At 66.8% G+C, this 16,620-nt stretch carries 16 protein-coding genes; 8 read left to right on the top strand and 8 right to left on the bottom strand.

Features of this window, described 5'->3' with window-relative positions; all coding sequences use genetic code 11:
- Positions 1-108 precede the first annotated feature (108 nt).
- The 7 genes from ACVILH_RS21990 to ACVILH_RS21960 all read right to left on the bottom strand — a co-directional run bounded on the left by ACVILH_RS21990 (position 109) and on the right by ACVILH_RS21960 (position 7,562).
- Positions 109-1,050, bottom strand: coding sequence for an ABC transporter substrate-binding protein (locus ACVILH_RS21990; protein ID WP_456714747.1), 942 nt, complete (start codon positions 1,048-1,050; stop codon positions 109-111).
- The gene (locus tag ACVILH_RS21985) at positions 1,047-2,150 is read right to left on the bottom strand and encodes an LLM class flavin-dependent oxidoreductase (RefSeq protein WP_456714746.1); all 1,104 of its coding nucleotides are present in this window, start codon (positions 2,148-2,150) and stop codon (positions 1,047-1,049) included. Before ACVILH_RS21985 ends, ACVILH_RS21990 begins: the two co-directional genes overlap by 4 nt.
- 21 nt (positions 2,151-2,171) lie before the next feature.
- Complete coding sequence (locus tag ACVILH_RS21980; RefSeq protein WP_456714745.1) at positions 2,172-3,356, bottom strand: acyl-CoA dehydrogenase family protein; 1,185 nt, start codon at positions 3,354-3,356, stop codon at positions 2,172-2,174.
- The gene (locus tag ACVILH_RS21975) at positions 3,350-4,141 is read right to left on the bottom strand and encodes an ABC transporter ATP-binding protein (protein ID WP_456714744.1); all 792 of its coding nucleotides are present in this window, start codon (positions 4,139-4,141) and stop codon (positions 3,350-3,352) included. Before ACVILH_RS21975 ends, ACVILH_RS21980 begins: the two co-directional genes overlap by 7 nt.
- The gene (locus ACVILH_RS21970; protein WP_456714743.1) at positions 4,135-5,148 is read right to left on the bottom strand and encodes an ABC transporter permease; all 1,014 of its coding nucleotides are present in this window, start codon (positions 5,146-5,148) and stop codon (positions 4,135-4,137) included. The genes ACVILH_RS21975 and ACVILH_RS21970 overlap by 7 nt, the downstream gene beginning before the upstream one ends.
- Positions 5,126-6,217 (bottom strand): ABC transporter substrate-binding protein, encoded by a 1,092-nt coding sequence (locus ACVILH_RS21965; protein ID WP_456714742.1) that lies wholly within the window; start codon positions 6,215-6,217, stop codon positions 5,126-5,128. The genes ACVILH_RS21970 and ACVILH_RS21965 overlap by 23 nt, the downstream gene beginning before the upstream one ends.
- A gap of 250 nt (positions 6,218-6,467) precedes the next feature.
- Positions 6,468-7,562, bottom strand: coding sequence for an LLM class flavin-dependent oxidoreductase (locus tag ACVILH_RS21960; protein WP_456714741.1), 1,095 nt, complete (start codon positions 7,560-7,562; stop codon positions 6,468-6,470).
- A gap of 300 nt (positions 7,563-7,862) precedes the next feature.
- Between ACVILH_RS21960 and ACVILH_RS21955 the strand changes: the two genes are divergently transcribed.
- The 8 genes from ACVILH_RS21955 (at position 7,863) to ACVILH_RS21920 (ending at position 15,630) form a co-directional block, all read left to right on the top strand.
- A complete protein-coding gene (locus ACVILH_RS21955; RefSeq protein ID WP_456714740.1) occupies positions 7,863-8,720 on the top strand; it encodes an ABC transporter permease subunit in 858 nt (285 codons plus the stop codon).
- Positions 8,717-9,436 (top strand): ABC transporter ATP-binding protein, encoded by a 720-nt coding sequence (locus tag ACVILH_RS21950; protein WP_456714739.1) that lies wholly within the window; start codon positions 8,717-8,719, stop codon positions 9,434-9,436. The genes ACVILH_RS21955 and ACVILH_RS21950 overlap by 4 nt, the downstream gene beginning before the upstream one ends.
- 18 nt (positions 9,437-9,454) lie before the next feature.
- The gene (locus tag ACVILH_RS21945) at positions 9,455-10,471 is read left to right on the top strand and encodes an NrtA/SsuA/CpmA family ABC transporter substrate-binding protein (protein WP_456714738.1); all 1,017 of its coding nucleotides are present in this window, start codon (positions 9,455-9,457) and stop codon (positions 10,469-10,471) included.
- 35 nt (positions 10,472-10,506) lie between these two features.
- Positions 10,507-11,736, top strand: coding sequence for an acyl-CoA dehydrogenase family protein (locus ACVILH_RS21940; protein ID WP_456714737.1), 1,230 nt, complete (start codon positions 10,507-10,509; stop codon positions 11,734-11,736).
- Between the two features lie 33 nt (positions 11,737-11,769).
- Positions 11,770-12,336 carry a flavin reductase family protein gene (locus ACVILH_RS21935; protein WP_456714736.1) on the top strand — a complete coding sequence of 189 codons (567 nt, stop codon included), beginning with the start codon at positions 11,770-11,772 and terminating at the stop codon, positions 12,334-12,336.
- A 23-nt stretch (positions 12,337-12,359) separates the two neighbouring features.
- A complete protein-coding gene (gene epsC, locus ACVILH_RS21930; RefSeq protein ID WP_456714735.1) occupies positions 12,360-13,319 on the top strand; it encodes a serine O-acetyltransferase EpsC in 960 nt (319 codons plus the stop codon).
- 52 nt (positions 13,320-13,371) lie between these two features.
- Positions 13,372-14,715, top strand: a complete 1,344-nt coding sequence (locus tag ACVILH_RS21925) for an LLM class flavin-dependent oxidoreductase (protein ID WP_456714734.1) — start codon at positions 13,372-13,374, stop codon at positions 14,713-14,715.
- 87 nt (positions 14,716-14,802) lie between these two features.
- Positions 14,803-15,630, top strand: a complete 828-nt coding sequence (locus ACVILH_RS21920; protein ID WP_456714733.1) for a MetQ/NlpA family ABC transporter substrate-binding protein — start codon at positions 14,803-14,805, stop codon at positions 15,628-15,630.
- 49 nt (positions 15,631-15,679) lie between these two features.
- Here ACVILH_RS21920 and ACVILH_RS21915 read toward each other — a convergent pair whose 3' ends face one another.
- Positions 15,680-16,534 carry an NADPH-dependent oxidoreductase gene (locus ACVILH_RS21915; RefSeq protein ID WP_456714732.1) on the bottom strand — a complete coding sequence of 285 codons (855 nt, stop codon included), beginning with the start codon at positions 16,532-16,534 and terminating at the stop codon, positions 15,680-15,682.
- Positions 16,535-16,620: the final 86 nt, after the last annotated feature.

The raw sequence follows: 16,620 nt of genomic DNA, 5'->3' as shown, positions 1-16,620 counted from the left end.
CCCGCCTGCGGCGGGCTCCTCAGGGTGAGGAGCCGGAGCGGTCGGAGTAATCCGGCCGCAGCGCCGAGATCCGTATCTTTCCGATTAATGACCTGCCCCGCCGCCAGCTCAAAGCCCCGCGCCCTTCGCGATCGCCTCAGCGAACGACCGATCGAGGATCGCCCCGGCATCGAGCCGCTCCTTGATCAGGCCGGTGCGGGTGTAGAGGTCGATGGTCTTCTGCTCGTCGGCGACGGCGTCGTCGTCGATCGGGGCGATCCGGACCTTAGCGCGCTGGAGCCAGTTGAGCGGCACGGCGGGCGGGATGTTCATCAGCTTTCCCCATGTCTCGGCGTAGCTCTCGACATGGCCGAGCGACCAGGCGCGGGCCGCGGCGAGGCGCTGGACGAAATCCTCCAGCGCCGCGCGCTGCTCCTTGATCGCAGTGGGCGTGGCGACCTGGAAGCTCAGGCCGGGCGTCAGTCCCTCGCCGGTGATGACGCGGCGCGATTTGAACAGCACCTCCTCCTGGCTGACATAGGGCTCCCATGTCGACCACGCATCGACCGAGCCCTGCGTGTAGGCGACCTTGGCGTCCGACGGCGGCAGGAAGACGAGCTGAATGTCGCTGGTGGTCCAGCCGCGCGATTCCAGCGCCGCCAGAACCAATTGGTGGCCGATCGAGCCGCGGCCGGTGGCGATCTTCTTGCCCTTGAGATCGTCAAAACTCTTGATCGGTGAAGTCTCCGGCACCAGCATCGCCAGCCCCTCCTGGGTCTGGCGGATCGCGGCGATCGCCTTGACCGGCACGCCTGAGGCGGCAGCGAAGGTGAAGGGCGCGTCGCCGACGAGACCGGTGTCGATCGCGCCGGCGCTGAGCGCTTCCAGCAGCGGCGCCGCCGCAACGAACTCCTTCCACGCGATGGTATACGGCACGTCCTTGAGCACGCCCGCCGCCTCCATGACGGCGCGCGCATTGCCTTTCTGATCGCCGATGCGCAAGGTCACCTGCGCGAAGGCCGAGGCGGTCAATGCAAGCAGCAGGCTAGCCGCCAGGAAAACGCGCTTCATTCCGCCGCGACTCCCTTTGCACCCTGCCGCCGCGCGATCAGCTCGCGCGTCGCGGGGATCAGCGCGCGGCCGTAGTCGATGGCATCGATCAGCGGATCGAAGCCGCGGATCAGGAAATGGCTGATGCCGAGATCGTAGTAGTCGCCGAACACCTCGGCGACCTGCTCGGGCGTACCGACCAGTGCCGTGGTGTTGCTGTTGGCGCCGGTGAGCTTGGCGATCTCGGTCCACAGCCGCTTGTCGACACGCTTGCCCTGCTCGGCGATCGCGAGCAGGCGCTTGGCGCCGTCGGTAGCGTGGCCATCGGCCGGCTTGCGGTAGCCGGTCTGGTCCTGCAGCGCGGTCGCCCGCTCCAGGATCTCCTGCGCCCTCGCCCAGGCCTTCTCCTCGGTGTCGGCGAGGATCGGCCGCACCGACAGCGAGAAGCGCGGCGCCGGACGGCCGTGCTTCGCGGCGGCAGCGCTGACGCGCGCGACCTGCTCGCGCACCTGCGCGTAGGATTCGCCCCACAGCGCATAGGTGTCGGCATGCTTGCCGGCGACGTCGATCGCCGCATCCGAGGCGCCGCCGAAATAGATCCGGATGCCCTCTTTCCGATACGGCTTCACCTGCGCGAAACCGTTCTCGACCTGGTAGTACTTGCCGGCGTAGCTGAACGGCTTCTCGCTGGTCCATTCGGCCCGGATGATATCGAGGAACTCGCTGGTCCGGGCGTAGCGCTCGCTCTTGTCGTCGAGCGTATTGCCGTCCTGGCGCAACTCGGTCGCGTTGCCGCCGGTGATGACGTGCAGCGCGACGCGCCCCTTCGAGAACTGGTCGAGCACCGCGAACTGGCGCGCCAGCAGGGTCGGCGAGGTGAAGCCCGGCCGCTGCGCGATCAGCACGTTGAGCTTCGAGGTGACGCCGAGCACGTGCTGGGCAACTTGCAGGCTGTCCGGCGAGGTCGAGTGGAACGCCAGCAGCGCGCGGTCGAAGCCGGCATTCTCATGCGCCTTCGCCACCGTCTCGATGTGAACGGGATCGAGCACCGGTCCCTGGCGGACGATGATCTCGGACGAGTTGTTGTTGGAAATGAAGCCGATGAATTCGATCTCGGACATGTGTCCTGTCTCCTTGTCTTTCTAGAATCCCAGCGCCAGACGGCCGGCGGCGATGCGCGTGGCGTCGTCCTGCGGGGTGTGGACGCGGCCGCACAGCACGTCGCGATAATGCCGCTCGAGCGGATTGGCGCGGCTGAGGCCGTGATTGCTCGACAGCGACAGCGCGTCCTCGACCGCCGCCACCGCATTGTTGGTGACGGTGAGCTTGATGATGTTGCCCTCGACCGGGCTGACCACCCGGCCCTCGTCGAAATCGCGCGCAACGCTCTCGATCAGCCGTGAATTGACCTGCAGCCGCGCCTCGATCGCGCCGAGCACTTCCTGCGCGCGCGGCAGAGTCGACAGCGGTGCGCCGAGGCTCGACGGCGTGCGCGTCTTGAGGAAATCGATGATCCAGTTGCGCGCCGCGCGCGCGACGCCGTCATAGATGGCGCCGACGAAGGCGGCATGAACCAGCGCCTGGGTCGGGTTCTGCACGCGCCAGTCCGCGGGCTTGCGCAGCTCGATCTCGTGGTCGAGCGGGATCACGACGTCGTCGAGCACGACGTCATGGCTGCCGCTGGCGCGCAAGCCGAGATGATCCCAGGTCTCGACGATGCGGATGCCGGGCGATCCCGCCTGCACCAGGAACAGGCCGAGCCGCGGCTCCGGCTCATCGGTCTTCGCCCAGACGGAGTACCAGGACAGGATCGGCGCGCCGGTCGAATAGATCTTGTGGCCGCTCAGCCGCCAGCCGGTCTCGGTGCGCCGCGCGATCGTCTCCGGCAGCCCGCCGCGCGACGGCGAGCCGAGCGCGGGCTCGACGCGGAACGTGTTGATCAGCGCGCCGCGCTCGACCGAGTCCCGCTGGAGCTTGCGGGCCAGCCGCGGCGGATATTCTTGGCTCCGCGCCATCACGAAGTGCTGGATGTAATGCATCGCCAGGACCAGCGCCGTCGACGGGTCGGCTTCGGCGATGATTCCGAGCACGCGCGCCGTGAGGCCCGCGCCCGCACCATGGCCGCCGAGCGCCGTCGGCACGGTCAGCGACAGCAGACCCGCCTCGAACAGATCCTTGAAATTCTGATACGGAAAGCTGCGGTCGCGATCATGCGCCGGCGCGCGCTCGGCGAACACAGGCACCAGCCGCAGCGCGCGTGCGATCAGTTCGTCCTCATTGTCAGCGCCGGCCTGGCGCGGCGCGAGGCTCTCGATGACGGCTACCATGTCGCTTCCAACCCGAGGAGACCAAGAATCTGCCGGCGCAGATCGGCGAGATGCGGATCGCCGCGATGTCGCGGATACGGCCGGTCCACGACGATGTCGGCCTTGATGCGCGCAGGGCGGTCGCTGAGCACGATGACGCGATTGGCGAGCACCAGCGCCTCCTCGACATCGTGGGTGACGAGCAAGGTCGTAAAGCCCTTGCGCTGCCACAGCGCCACCAGCTCCGCCTGCATCGCGATGCGCGTCAAAGAGTCGAGCTTGCCGAGCGGCTCGTCGAGCACCAGCACCTTGGGATCATTGACCAGCGCCCGCGCCAGCGCGACGCGCTGCGCCATGCCGCCGGAGAGCTGATGTGGATAAGCGTTCTTGAAGTCGGTGAGGCCGACGAGGTCGAGCGCGGCATCGACGCGATGGCGCTGCTTCTTGAGGATGCCCTGCGCCTCCAGGCCGAGCGCGACATTGTCCCAGACCGTGCGCCACGGAAACAACGTCGGATCCTGGAACACGACGACGCGCGAGGGATGCGGTCCCCTGATGCTGACCTCGTCCTCGCGCAAGCTGCCGCTGCGCGGCTTGTCGAGGCCAGCGATCAGCCGCAGCAGGGTCGACTTGCCGCAGCCGGACGGGCCGAGCAGCGCGACGAACTCGCCGGGCTCGACGATCAGGCTGACGTCGTCGAGCACCTTCAACTCGGCGCCGTCGATGTCGAACGCATGGTCGACATGGGCGATGTCGATCGCCGCGCCTGGGTATTGCGCCCTGACGGCTTCGGCTGCGGCTACCATTTGACGACTCCCTTCTGCCAGACCAGCACGCGGTCCCGGGTCTTGAACAGCAAGGTGATCGCGCCGGAGCACAGCAGCGACATCACCAGCAGCGCGGCATACATGTTGGCATACGCGGCCCAGCCCTGCGCCCATTGCAGGTACCAGCCGAGCCCGGCCTTGACGCCGATCATCTCGGCGACAACCAGCACCGCGAAGGAGGCGCCGAGGCCCATGAACAGGCCGACGAAGACATGCGGCAAGGCTGCGGGGATCGCGACCTTCAGCACCAGGAACCACGGCCTGGCGCCGAGCGTGCGGGCGACATCGTAGTAGGCGCTCGGCACGCTGGCGACGCCGGACCAGGTCAGCACTGTCACCGGGAAGCCGGTGGCGAGCGCGATCAGGAAGGTGGACGCGCTCCAGCTGGTCGGAAACGCGAAGAAGGCGATCGGCAGCCAGGCTGTGGCCGGCAGCGGTCCGATGAAGCGCAGCACCGGATGCACCCAATAGCCGATCCGCGTCGACCAGCCGATCGAGACCCCGGTGATGAAGCCGGTGGCCGCGCCGATCAGATAGCCGCCGAGCTGCAGCTTGATCGAGGCGATGACGCTGTCGAGCAGTTTCGGCAGATCGTCGGTGTAGACCTCGATGATCGCCTGCGGCGGCGGAAAGAACGGCAGCGGCAGCAAGGCGTATTTGGCGGTGGCGAGCTCCCACAGCGTCAGGAACACGCCGAGCGCGAGCAGCCAGGGACTGCGCTCGCGCACGGCCGAGCCGACACGGCCGAGCTGCGTGGCGGCGACACTCACGACGAGCACGAGCCCGGCGATCACGAAGGCTGCGATCGCGAGATCCTTGGTGCGGGACCAGTCACCGACGTCCTCGCGAACGAGGCAGGATGCGCCGAAGGCGGCCCAGGCGACGGCAGCAGCGATGCCGGGCGCGACGTCGCGGAGCTTGTCGGCAAGCGCGCTGCTTCGCGCGCTGTCGCCGGGGGCGACCTCAGACAGCGAAAATGTCGACATAGATTCGCTCGGCGAATTTGCTGGTGTCGGTGCTCGGCTTGAAGACGGAGACGACCTTGAGGTCGTCGGCATAGGCCTTCAGCTCCTGCTTGAGCGGAGCGCCGTGGGGATGATGATGGTGGGTGTGATAGCGCACCATGCCTTCGAGATCGGCCAAGGTCGCCTGCTTCGGCGCATAGGGCTGGAACGACTTCGCCGCCTCCACCGGGTTCTCTGCGGTGAACATCGCGGCATCGAGCAGCGCCTGCGTGATGGCGCGGCCGACCTGCGGCTCCTCGCGCACCAGGCTGCCGCGCAGGCCGAGGATGCAGCAGACGCGGTTCTGATACTCGCCGTCGAGATTGGAGGCGACCTCGCGATAGGCGGGATCCTTGAGCCAGAGATAAGCGAGCGGATCGGACGCCAGGAACGCCTGCGTCTCGCCCTTGTCGGCGGCGACGTTGACGACCGCGCCGGGATAGACGCGCCAATCGACGTCCTTCACCGGATCGATGCCGAGCCGCGCCAGCTGGATCGAGAAGAAGTTCTTGTCGGGACCGCCGAGATCGCCGACCGCAACCGCCTTGCCCTTGAGATCGGCGAGCGTCTTGATCCCGGAATCCGTGCGCGCCAGCACCCGCATGCAGCCGCCATGGGTGCCCGCCGCGATCTTGACGTCAAACCCCTGCTCCAGCGGCTTCAGCCAGCGCAGCGCCATGCCGAGGCCGGCGTCGCTCTTGCCGGTCGCGATCGCTTCCAGCAGCTGGTCGGTCGAGCCGGAGTAGTTGATCAGCTCGACGTCGAGATTGTACTTCTTGAAGAAGCCCTGGTCGATCGCCACCGGCACCGGCGTCAGGCAGACCGCGCCGGCATTCCAGGACAGCTTCAGCTTGCGCGGCGCGCCGGTGAGGGCCGGTACTTCGGCCGCCGTCCGGCAGATCGGAAACTGCTGGAAATCGATCTCGGGTGCGGCCCGCAGGGACAGGGCCTGCGCAGCGAGGCCGCCGAATGGCGCCAGCAAAGCGGCACCGGCACCCGCCTGAAGCAGTCGACGCCGGGTGACTGCGCCTGTGTTGTCCGTGTTGTCCATCGCCCTCTCCTGCCGACAAAGCTCCGCCGTTGCGCGAGCGTGCAGCGCCCGCACTCCCTCCGCGGAATGCATCGATGTGTCGTTGAACCAGCGCTGTCGTCAGCGCCCCAATGATGAACGGATGATGCGTTCGCGACTGCACATCGTCAATGAAATGGATTTTCGAATGTGGGGCGGTAGCGAGCGATAATCTCCCCGCACGACGATCTTCATAAAGCAATCAGTTCGTCTGCGCGCTTCGCAGGCGGCATCATCCCACGCGGCGACCGGACTCGGCAGTCCCACGGCCGAGATCGCGCTGCCGCTCCCGTACACGCGGAATCACCTCCTCTGCGAACCGCTTCATCTCGGTCTCGAACGGCTGGAACTGCAGCATAAACAGCTCGATGCCGGCGGCATGGAAATCGATGATGCGGTCGGCGACCTCCTCATAGCTGCCGACCAGACCCGCCGCCGTACCGCCATTGCTGCCGACGCGCGCGCTCTTCTGCATGGTCTGCATCATCACGACCTTGGGATCGGTGTTCGCCTTCTGGATCGCCTTCATCGGCGCATCCTTCTCGGCGAGACGCAGCAGACGCTGATGCGCGGCCTCGGCCTCGTCGGCGGTCTGCCGCGCGATCACAAAGGCCGAGAGGCCGAAGCGGAGCGGCGGCGCCGAGCCTCTCGGCCGCGCCGCGACGTCGCGGATGAGGCCAGCGACGTCATCCAGCGGCTGGCCGTTGATGAACCAGACGTCGCCGTGATCGGCGACCAGCGCACGCGCCGGCTCCGATTCGCCACCGACATAGATCCGCGGCCTGATACGATAGAGATCCTTCGGCCGCAGCGCGTAGTCCTGCACGTCGAAATAGCGGCCCTTATGCGTCAGGCGCTCGCCCTGCAGCAGCCGCGACGCCACATGAATCCATTCGCGACCATAGGCGTAGCGCTCATCGTGCTCGGCGAAGCCGATGCCGGCGCGCTCCAGCTCGGGCCTGTTCCAGGCGTTGACGAGATTGATCGCAAAGCGCCCGCGGCTGATGTTCTCGATTCCGAGCGCCATCTTGGCGAGCACGACGGGATGATAAAGATAGGGCTTGATCGCGGTGATGATCTCGATCCGGCTGGTCAGTGCGGCGAGCGCGGCAGCCGCGCTCCAGGCCTCCAGCTGATCGAGATCCTCCTGATGCGGATTGATGGTGTGCTGAGCGACCAGCGTCGAATCGAATCCCAGCGCTTCAGCCTGCAGCACGAGATCACGATTGCGCTCCCAGGAGGCATCATAGGGCTCTTCCGGATCCTGATGCGCGGCCCGCGGCCCATGCACCAGGGCCCAGATCCCGAAGCGGAGCGGATGTGTCATGGTCGAGCCTCACGATCTCAGCGTCACGCCTCGCCGTCCCGACGACGCGTCGTCATGGCCGCACGTACTAACAAATCCCGAAAAGAAGTTCTTGCCGCTTTTGACGCCCGCGGGAAATCGAAAACCTCCGAGCGCGACGACAATTGGAAAACGGCTCTATTTCGATCAGCCATGTTTCGTGGGACAGTTCGCCGGCGCGCAACGAGGCTGCGTCACGCTGTGGCCTGTGCGCATCGGTTTGACACATCTGCCGCGCGACTGCGCTCGGTAGAGGATCAGCATGGCGAGGACGACGTACTCTTGAGCAATCTCGAACAAGCTGCCGGGACGATCGAGCTGCCGCAGACCAACCGTGGCGCGCGCCCCGGCACCGAACGACACCGCGCGCTGAGCCCAATGGCGCTGCAGGCTTTGTCGTGGCTCGCCCCGGTCCTGCTGATCGTGATCTGGGAAGCGGCGGCGCAGGGCGGCTATCTGTCGCCGCAGGTCCTGCCGGCGCCGAGCAAGGTCATACGCACCGCCTTCAAGTTGACCACACAGGGCACCCTGCTCAACGATCTCGGCGTTAGCCTGCTGCGCGCCGCTGCCGGCTTTGCGATCGGCGGGGCCGTCGGTTTCGCGCTCGGCATTCTCGTCGGATTCTCAGCGGTCGCGGAGGCGCTGATCGACCGCAGCATCCAGATGATCCGCGCGATCCCGTTCCTCGCCGTGCTGCCGCTGGTGATCGTGTGGCTCGGCGTCGGCGAGGCCGAGAAGGTGTTCCTCGTCGCACTTGGCGTGACCTTCCCGATCTACATCAACACCACGCTCGGCATCCGCCAGGTCGATCCGAAGCTGCTCGAGCTCGGACGGGTACAGGCGCTGTCGACCTTGCAGCTGATCCGCCGCATCATCCTGCCCGGCGCCCTGCCTTCGATCCTCGCCGGTGTGCGCTATGCGCTGGCGACCGCCTGGCTGGCGCTCGTCGTGGCCGAGACCATCGGCGCGCAGTCGGGCCTCGGCTTTCTCGCGATGGACGCCCGCGAGTTCCTGCGCACCGACGTGATCGTGCTGACGATCGTGATCTACGCCCTGATCGGCGTCGGCGCCGACCTGATCGCGCGCTGGCTGGAGCGGCGTCTGCTCGCCTGGCACCCGAACTATGGAGCTGCGCGATGACCGTCCAGTTCGCGCCGCCGCTGCAGGGCGCCACCGCACCTGCCGTGATCGTCAACGGCCTGCGCCGCGCCTATGGCGAGCGCACCGTGATCGAGGGCCTCGATCTGCGCATCGAGCGCGGTGAGTTCGTCGCGCTGCTCGGCGAAAGCGGCTGCGGCAAGACCACCTTGCTGCGCGCGCTGGCCGGGCTCGATCCCATCCAGGCCGGCCGGATCATCGCGCCGAAGCGCCCTGCCGTGGTGTTTCAGGAGCACCGCCTGCTGCCCTGGGACAGCCTCTGGCGCAACGTGGCGCTCGGGCTCGACGTGCCCGATGCGCGGGCTCGCGCGGCCGCAGCGCTCGCCGAGGTCGGGCTCGGCGACCGCCTCGACGACTGGCCGCGCAATCTCTCCGGCGGCCAGGCGCAGCGCGTTGCGCTCGCCCGCGCGCTGGTGCAGCAGCCCGAGCTGCTGCTGCTCGACGAACCATTTGCCGCGCTGGATGCGCTGACCCGCATCCGCATGCATGCGCTGGTGCGCGAGCTCGTTGCCACTCATCGCCCCGGCGTGCTGCTGGTCACCCACGATGTCGACGAGGCGATCGCGCTCGCCGACCGCATCCTGGTGATGCGCGACGGCCGGATCGCCTACGAGCATCGTGCCGCCGACGGCGGCGAGGTCGCGCGCGGCGACCTGCTGGCCGAGCTCGGCGTGCTCAATCCATCCCTTCACACCTGATTGCCTCAAGGATCGACCATGTCTTCGGATGACCTTTCCCGCCGCCATTTCCTCGGCACTGCTGCGTTCGGCATTGGCGCGCTCGCCGGCCTCACGCTGACCGATGACGCCTGGTCGGCCCCTGGCCGCGTCACTGATACTGTGCGCCTGACCTGGGGCCTCGCCGGTCTCAACAACATCGCCAAGGAGCGCGGTGAGTTCGAGAAGCTGCTCGCCAAGGACGGCATCAAGGTCGAATGGCTCGGGCCCTTCCCGAACCACGCGCCGACCCTGCAGGCCGTGACCGGCGGCACCGCCGACTTCTCCTTCGGCGGCTCGACCACGCCGGCGCTGGCGGCGATCATCGCCGGCTCGCCGCTGGTGTTCACCCAGTTCGTCGTCTACGAGCCGCGCACCACCGCGATCATCGCGCGTGACGATTCCGGCATCAACAAGGTCGAGGACCTCGTCGGCAAGTCGGTCGCGGTCAACCGCTCCGGCCTCGGCGAATTCCTGCTGGTCGCCGCGCTCGAGAAGCACAAGGTCGACCGCTCCAAGGTCAAGTTCGTCTATCTCAATCCGCCGGATGCCGCGCCGGCGCTGGCCTCCGGCAAGGTCGATGCCTGGTCGATGTGGAGCCCGGGCGTCGACATCGCACGTCTCGACTACAAGGCGCACGACATCTTCCTGGAAGGCCGCGATCTCGAATTCCAGATCGACTACACGTCCTATCTGACGACCCGCAAATTCGCGACCGAGAACCCGGCTTTGGTGCGTGCCGTCAACGAGGCGTTCCGCGCCGAAGGCAAATGGATCTCGGAAAACAGCAAGGAAGCCGAATACATCGCGCAAAAGGCCGGCAAGTACAGCGACACGGTGCGCGATCAGTTCATCGCGATGAACCGCCAGTACCGTTATTTCTCGGTCAACGACAAGCAGTTCGTCGCCGACCTGCAGAAGGCCGCGGACTGGCTGGCCGAGCGCAAGGTGCTGCCCGAGCCGGTCAAGGTCGCCGATCATCTCGCCCCAATCGAAGACCCGGCGCCGCAGCGCTGAGCACGATCGTTCCCACTCCATCGCCTGGACTTCCCATGAACAAGCCGGTCTCGACCAAGACTCTCATCGCCGACACCTCGCTGCCCCTGGCGGCGGAGACGCTCGATCAGCTGCTCGCCGCCATTGCCGATGGCGAGTCGGAGCGGGAGCGCGAGCGCATCCTGCCGCACCAGCAAATCGCGCTGATCAAGCAGGCGCGACTCGGCGCGCTGCGGCTACCGGTGGCCGCCGGCGGTGCCGGCAGCACGATCCGCGGCCTATTCGAGATCGTGATCCGGCTCGCCGAGGCCGACGCCAACGTCGCGCATATCCTGCGCAATCATTTCAGCGTGGTCGAGCGCCTCGTCCGCATTCCCCGCGACGACCAAGCGCGGGAGTGGCAGCAGCGCGTCGCGGCGGGTGCGATCATCGGCCTCGCCACCACCGAGCTCGACAGTCCGCAGGTCGGCAACATCACGCCGAACACCACTTTCACACCCGATGGCGATGATTATCTGCTCAACGGCACCAAGTACTACAGCACCGGCACGCTCTACTCCGATCTGGTCCTGGTCCGCGCGGCTGATCCCAGCGGGCGTCCGGGTGCGACCATCCTGCCGCTCGATCGCGCCGGCATCGAGCTAATCGACGACTGGGACGGAATGGGGCAGCGGCTGACCGCGACCGGCACCACGCATTTCCGCAACGTCCGGGTGAAGCGGCAGGAGATCGTGTTCGACGCGCCTGATATCGGCTATGGCGTGCCCTATTCCAACACGTTCGCGCAGCTGTTCCTGACCGCGGCCGTGGCCGGCATCAGCCGCGCGGCGTTGCGCGATGCCATCGCGCTGGTGCGCTCGCGCAAGCGCACCTTCTACTACGCGCCGAACGAGAAGCCGACCGAGGACCCGCTGCTGCAGCAGACGATTGGCCAGATCGCAGCGTCCGCGCACGCCGCCGAAACGGTGGTGCTCGTGGCCGCCGAGGCGCTCGATGCCGCCACCGACGCGTTCGATGCGGGCCGCTCCGACGCCGAAGCCCTGGCGCATCGCGCCGCGCTGCTGTCGGCACAGGCGAAGATCGTCGCGGACGACGCGGCCATCCGCAATGGCGGGTTGATCTTCGACGTCGGCGGCGCGTCGTCGACCAAGAAGGCCACCAATTTCGACCGGCACTGGCGCAATGCGCGCACGCTGTCGTCGCATAATCCGGTCACCTACAAGGAGCGGGCGATCGGACAATATCTGATCAACGGCACGCCGCTTCCGGCCAAGGGATTCTTCTGACCGGCAGGCGCAGCCCCCTGAAGGAGGCGACGGATGAGCAAGCATGGACTGCATCTCCTGACGGCGTCCACTCCCCCGCACTTCTACTCGGCGCTGCGCCGCGTCGCCGCCGGCGTCAGCATCGTGACCGCCGGGCGCGGCGACGACATCACCGGCGTCACGACGGCGTCGCTGCTCTCGCTCTCGGTCGAGCCGCCGCGGCTGATGATCAATCTCGGCCGGCAATCGTCGGCCTTTCCGTTGATCGTCCGCGACGGCTGGTTCGGGATCAACGTCCTCAGCTCCGATCAGCTCGTGCTCGCCGACCGCTTCAGCAGTCCGCATCTGGCCGGTCGGCAGAAGTTCGAAGGCGTCGAGTGGTCGCGCCACGCGGCCGGCGTCCCGCTGCTGCAGCATGCGCAGGCGGCGATCGCCTGCGAGGTGGACGAGATCATCGAGCGCTACGACCATGCGATCATCGTCGGCCGTCCCGACACGATCGAGTTGGCGCCGCGGCTGTCGAGCCTGCTGTACTGGAACGAGCAATATGTCGAGGTCGACCGCAATGCCGATCTCGACCTGCTGGCAGAGGTCGGCGTGCCGCCGGCGCATGTGCGGTGACAGCGCAGGATGGGGGAGACGGCATGAGACATCGTCCTGTGGCGGGCTCCGGTACCGAGGCGCCTGCGCCGGCGGGCGAACGCTGGGGCCTCGATCGGCTGGTCGCGGAGCTGCGCGTGTCGCGGGAGGAAACGCACAGCATCCGCAAGGACGGCACGATCCACCGGCCGCCGTCGCGCGAGAAGCTGGCGCAGGTCGTCGCTGCCCTGACGGAGGCGCTGTTTCCGCGCCACTATGGCCAGTACGACCTCGATAGCGAAAACATCGACTATTTCGTCGGCCACAGGCTGAGCGTCGGTCTCGACCTGCTCTCCGACCAGATCCACCGCGCCGCCTTGTTCGTCGGCGACGAGTTGATCCCTGGATTTCGTCAGCCCGAGGCCATCGAGCTCACGCACAGCTTCGCAAAGGAGTTGCCTGGGCTGCGCGGAATCCTGATCAGCGATTTGCGTGCCGCCTTCGTCGGCGATCCCGCCGCCAAGAGCTTTCCGGAGATCCTGATCGGCTATCCCGGCATGACGGCGATCATCCATCATCGCCTCGCCCACCTTCTCTACGGCCTCGGTGCACGCCTGGTGTCGCGCCTGATCGCCGAGATCGCCCATACCAGGACCGGCATCGACATCCATCCGGGGGCGCGGATCGGCTCCGGCTTCTTCATCGACCACGGCACCGGTGTCGTGATCGGCGAGACGGCCGTGATCGGCGACAACGTCCGGATCTACCAGGCGGTCACGCTGGGCGCGCGTCACTTCCCGACCGAAGAGGATGGCACGCTGATCAAGGGCGACGCCCGCCATCCGATCGTCGAAGACGACGTCGTGATCTATGCCGGCGCCACCATCCTCGGCCGCATCACGATCGGCCAGGGATCGACGATTGGCGGCAATGTCTGGCTGACGCACGATGTTCCTCCCAACAGCGTCGTGACGCAAGCCACGCTCCGCAACAAGGTCGGCGGACCGAACCTGCAGAAGCCATGAACACCCATTCGAATTCGATCATCTCCTCGTAACCACCAGAGACGAGCCCCCCATGAGCCAGCGTCGTCAACTGAACCTCAATCTCTTCATCTATCCCGGCGGCCATCACGAGGCGGCGTGGCGCTACAAGGGTTCGTCCGCCAGCCGCGCGCTCGACATCGGCTATTACCAGCAGCTTGCGCGCACGGCGGAGCACGCCAAATTCGACGCGATCTTCTTTGCCGACGGTCCGGCGTTGGCCGACAACGTCCGCTACGCGCAGCGTTTCCGTTTCGAGCCGATCACCTGGCTGTCGGCGATCGCCGCCGCCACCAGCCATATCGGCCTGATCGGCACGGCATCCACGACCTATCACGAGCCCTATAATCTCGCCCGCCTGTTCGCCTCGCTCGATCATCTCAGCGGCGGCCGCGCCGGCTGGAACATTGTCACCACCAGCGCGCCGCAGGCGGCGCAGAATTTCGGCCTGCCGGAGCATCCCCCACATCACGAGCGCTACGAGCGCGCCAAGGAGTTCCTGGACGTCGTCACCGCGCTGTGGGACAGCTGGGAGGACGACGCCGTGGTCAATGATCCCGCGTCCGGCATCTTTGCCGACACCGACAAGGTCCATCCGCTCAATCATGTCGGCAAGTATTTTCGCGTGCGCGGGCCGCTGAACGTGCCGCGCTCGCCGCAAGGCCGGCCGGTCTACGTCCAGGCCGGCTCGTCCGAGGACGGCCGCGCCTTCGCGGCGCGTTTTGCCGAAGCCATCTTCACCGCACATCAGACGCTGGCCAGCGCGCAGGAGTTCTATGCCGACATCAAGCGTCAGGCGCGCGCGCTCGATCGCAATCCCGACCACGTCAAGATCCTGCCCGGCATCAGCCCGTTCATCGGCTCGACCCAGGCCGAGGCCGATCGGCTGCAGGAGGAGTTCAACGATCTGATCCAGCCGGAATACTCGCTGGTGCAGCTGCGCCAGATGCTCGGGCTCGACCTCTCAGGCTTCGATCTCGACGGGCCGTTCCCGCGTCATTTGATCGAGACCGACGGCGCGCGCGGCGTTGCCAGCCGCTTCAAGCTCGTCGTCGACATTGTCGACCGCGAGCAGCCGACGATCCGCCAGCTCATCCAGCGCCTCGCCGGCGCCCGGGGCCATTGGGTGATCGCCGGCACGCCGGAGAAGATCGCCGACAACATCCAGAGCTGGTTCGAGAACGGCGCTGCCGACGGCTTCAACGTGATGCCGCCCTGGCTGCCCGGCGGCTTCGACCTGTTCGCCGAGCATGTCGTGCCGCTCCTGCGCAAGCGCGGCCTGTTTCGCACCGAGTACACCGGCCGGACCTTGCGCGAGCACTATGGGCTGGATCGACCTGCCAGCCTCTACAGCCATCCGGTCCAGGCGATCGCCTGAGCGCCGTTTCATGGGCGGCGCGGAACGCCAACAGGCGCCCGCGCCGCCTTTCGTTTGGTTCAAGCCTTATCAAGCCTTGGAAGTCCCATGCATCACATCACCAGATCGCAATTCATCGGCCTGATCGCCGCCTCCGTCCTCTCGATCGCCACCGGCGGCGGCGCACTGGCGCAAGCCTCCGAGAAGAAGGATTTGAAGGTCGGCTTCGTCCCGGGCCCCTATATCGACGAGTTCAAGATCGGCGTCGCGCCCGAATTGCAGAAGAAGGGCTACCAGATCCGCTACGTCGAGTTCTCGACCGGCCTCGAGGCCAACAATGCCGTGTTCAAGAGCGAGATCGACGCCAATGTCATGCAGCACACGATCTTCCTGAATTCCTACAACGAGCGGCAGAACACCGACCTCACCGGCATCGTGCACGTGCCGACACCGCCGATGGGAATCTATTCCAAGAAGCACCCGGTCGGCACCAAGATCGGCCAAGGCGCCAAGATCGCGGTGCCCAATGATCCGGTCAATTTGCAGCGCGCGCTGTGGATCCTGCGCGATCTCGGACTGATCGAGATCCGCGACTCCAAGCCGATCGACGTCACCGAGCTCGACGTCATCAAGAATCCCGGCGGCATCAAGATCGTCCCGCTCGAGGCGGCGCAGGCGCCGCGCGCGCTCGACGACGTCGACTTCGCCGCCATCCAGGGCAATTTCGCGATCTTCAGCGGCCTGAAGCTGACCAACGCCTTCGCGCTGGAGAAGATGACGACGCCCTACATCAACGTCGTCGCCGTCAAGCGCGGCAATGCCGAGACCGCCTGGGCCAAGGACATCGTCGACGGCTACAAGTCACCGGGCTTCAAGGCGGCCATCCTCGCCGATCGCTTCTATGACGGCTTCACCTTGCCCGACTACATGAAGTGATCGATGACGGCGGCCCGTCCCGGACCGCCGTCAACATCTACGCCCGCAGCTACTTCAATCCGAAGCCGAGCGCGCGCAGCGCCTCGGTCAGCCTGTCGCGACCGTTGAGCGCCTTCGCCGAGCCGAGCCGGTTGAGCACCGTGTCCCGCCAGCCGACCGGCGCCACGCCCTGGCTGGTCTGGAACGCGCGCAACGTCTCGTCATAGGCAGCGATACCGTGGATCTCGTCGGTCGGCGCATAGCGCTCGCGATGCAGAACCACGCTCTGGCGCAGCCGCGGCTTGACGTCCTCGCCGGCCGCGAGATCGGCATAGCCGACGCAGAGGCCGAACACGGCGAGCACGTTCGGCGGCAGGCCGAGTTCCTCGGCCACCGCCTGCGGACGGTTGCGGATCGCGCCGATATAGACCGAGCCGAGGCCCAGCGCCTCGAGCGCCAGCACTGCATTCTGCGCGGCCAACGCTGCGTCGATGATCGCGACGAACAGCGTCTCCAGGAAATGGATGCCGTCGTCGGGGCGCCCTTCCCGCCGCGCAAGCCGCTCGGCCCGCGACAGATCGGCGAGCCAGACCAGGAACAGCGGCGCCTCGCGGACGTGCTTCTGGTTGCCGACGAACTCCGACAGGCGCTGCTTGCGCGCGGGGTCCTCGACCGCGACGACGCTCCAGGTCTGCAGGTTCGACGATGACGCCGCCGACTGCGCCGCGGCCACCAAGGTCTCCACGGTGTGCGGCGGCACCGGATCTGGGCGGTAGCTACGGATCGAGCGGTGCGCCAGGAGATGGCCGAGGATCTCCTCGGCGCCGGAGGCGATCGCGGGGATATCAGCGCCGTAGCGCTTGCGCAGCGCCGCGGTGATGTCGTCGCTCGGAGTGATCGGTGCCCTCGTTTCGATGATCGTCATTGCCTCAGTCCCCATGCCGGCCCGTACGCCATTGTCACGGCCGATGCTCGAAAAGCGCGTGCGCGTCGGCGCCTAGCAAAGCCGAC

The organism is Bradyrhizobium sp. USDA 4353, from assembly GCF_054063215.1.
This window is presented reverse-complemented; position numbering and strand designations above follow the sequence as displayed.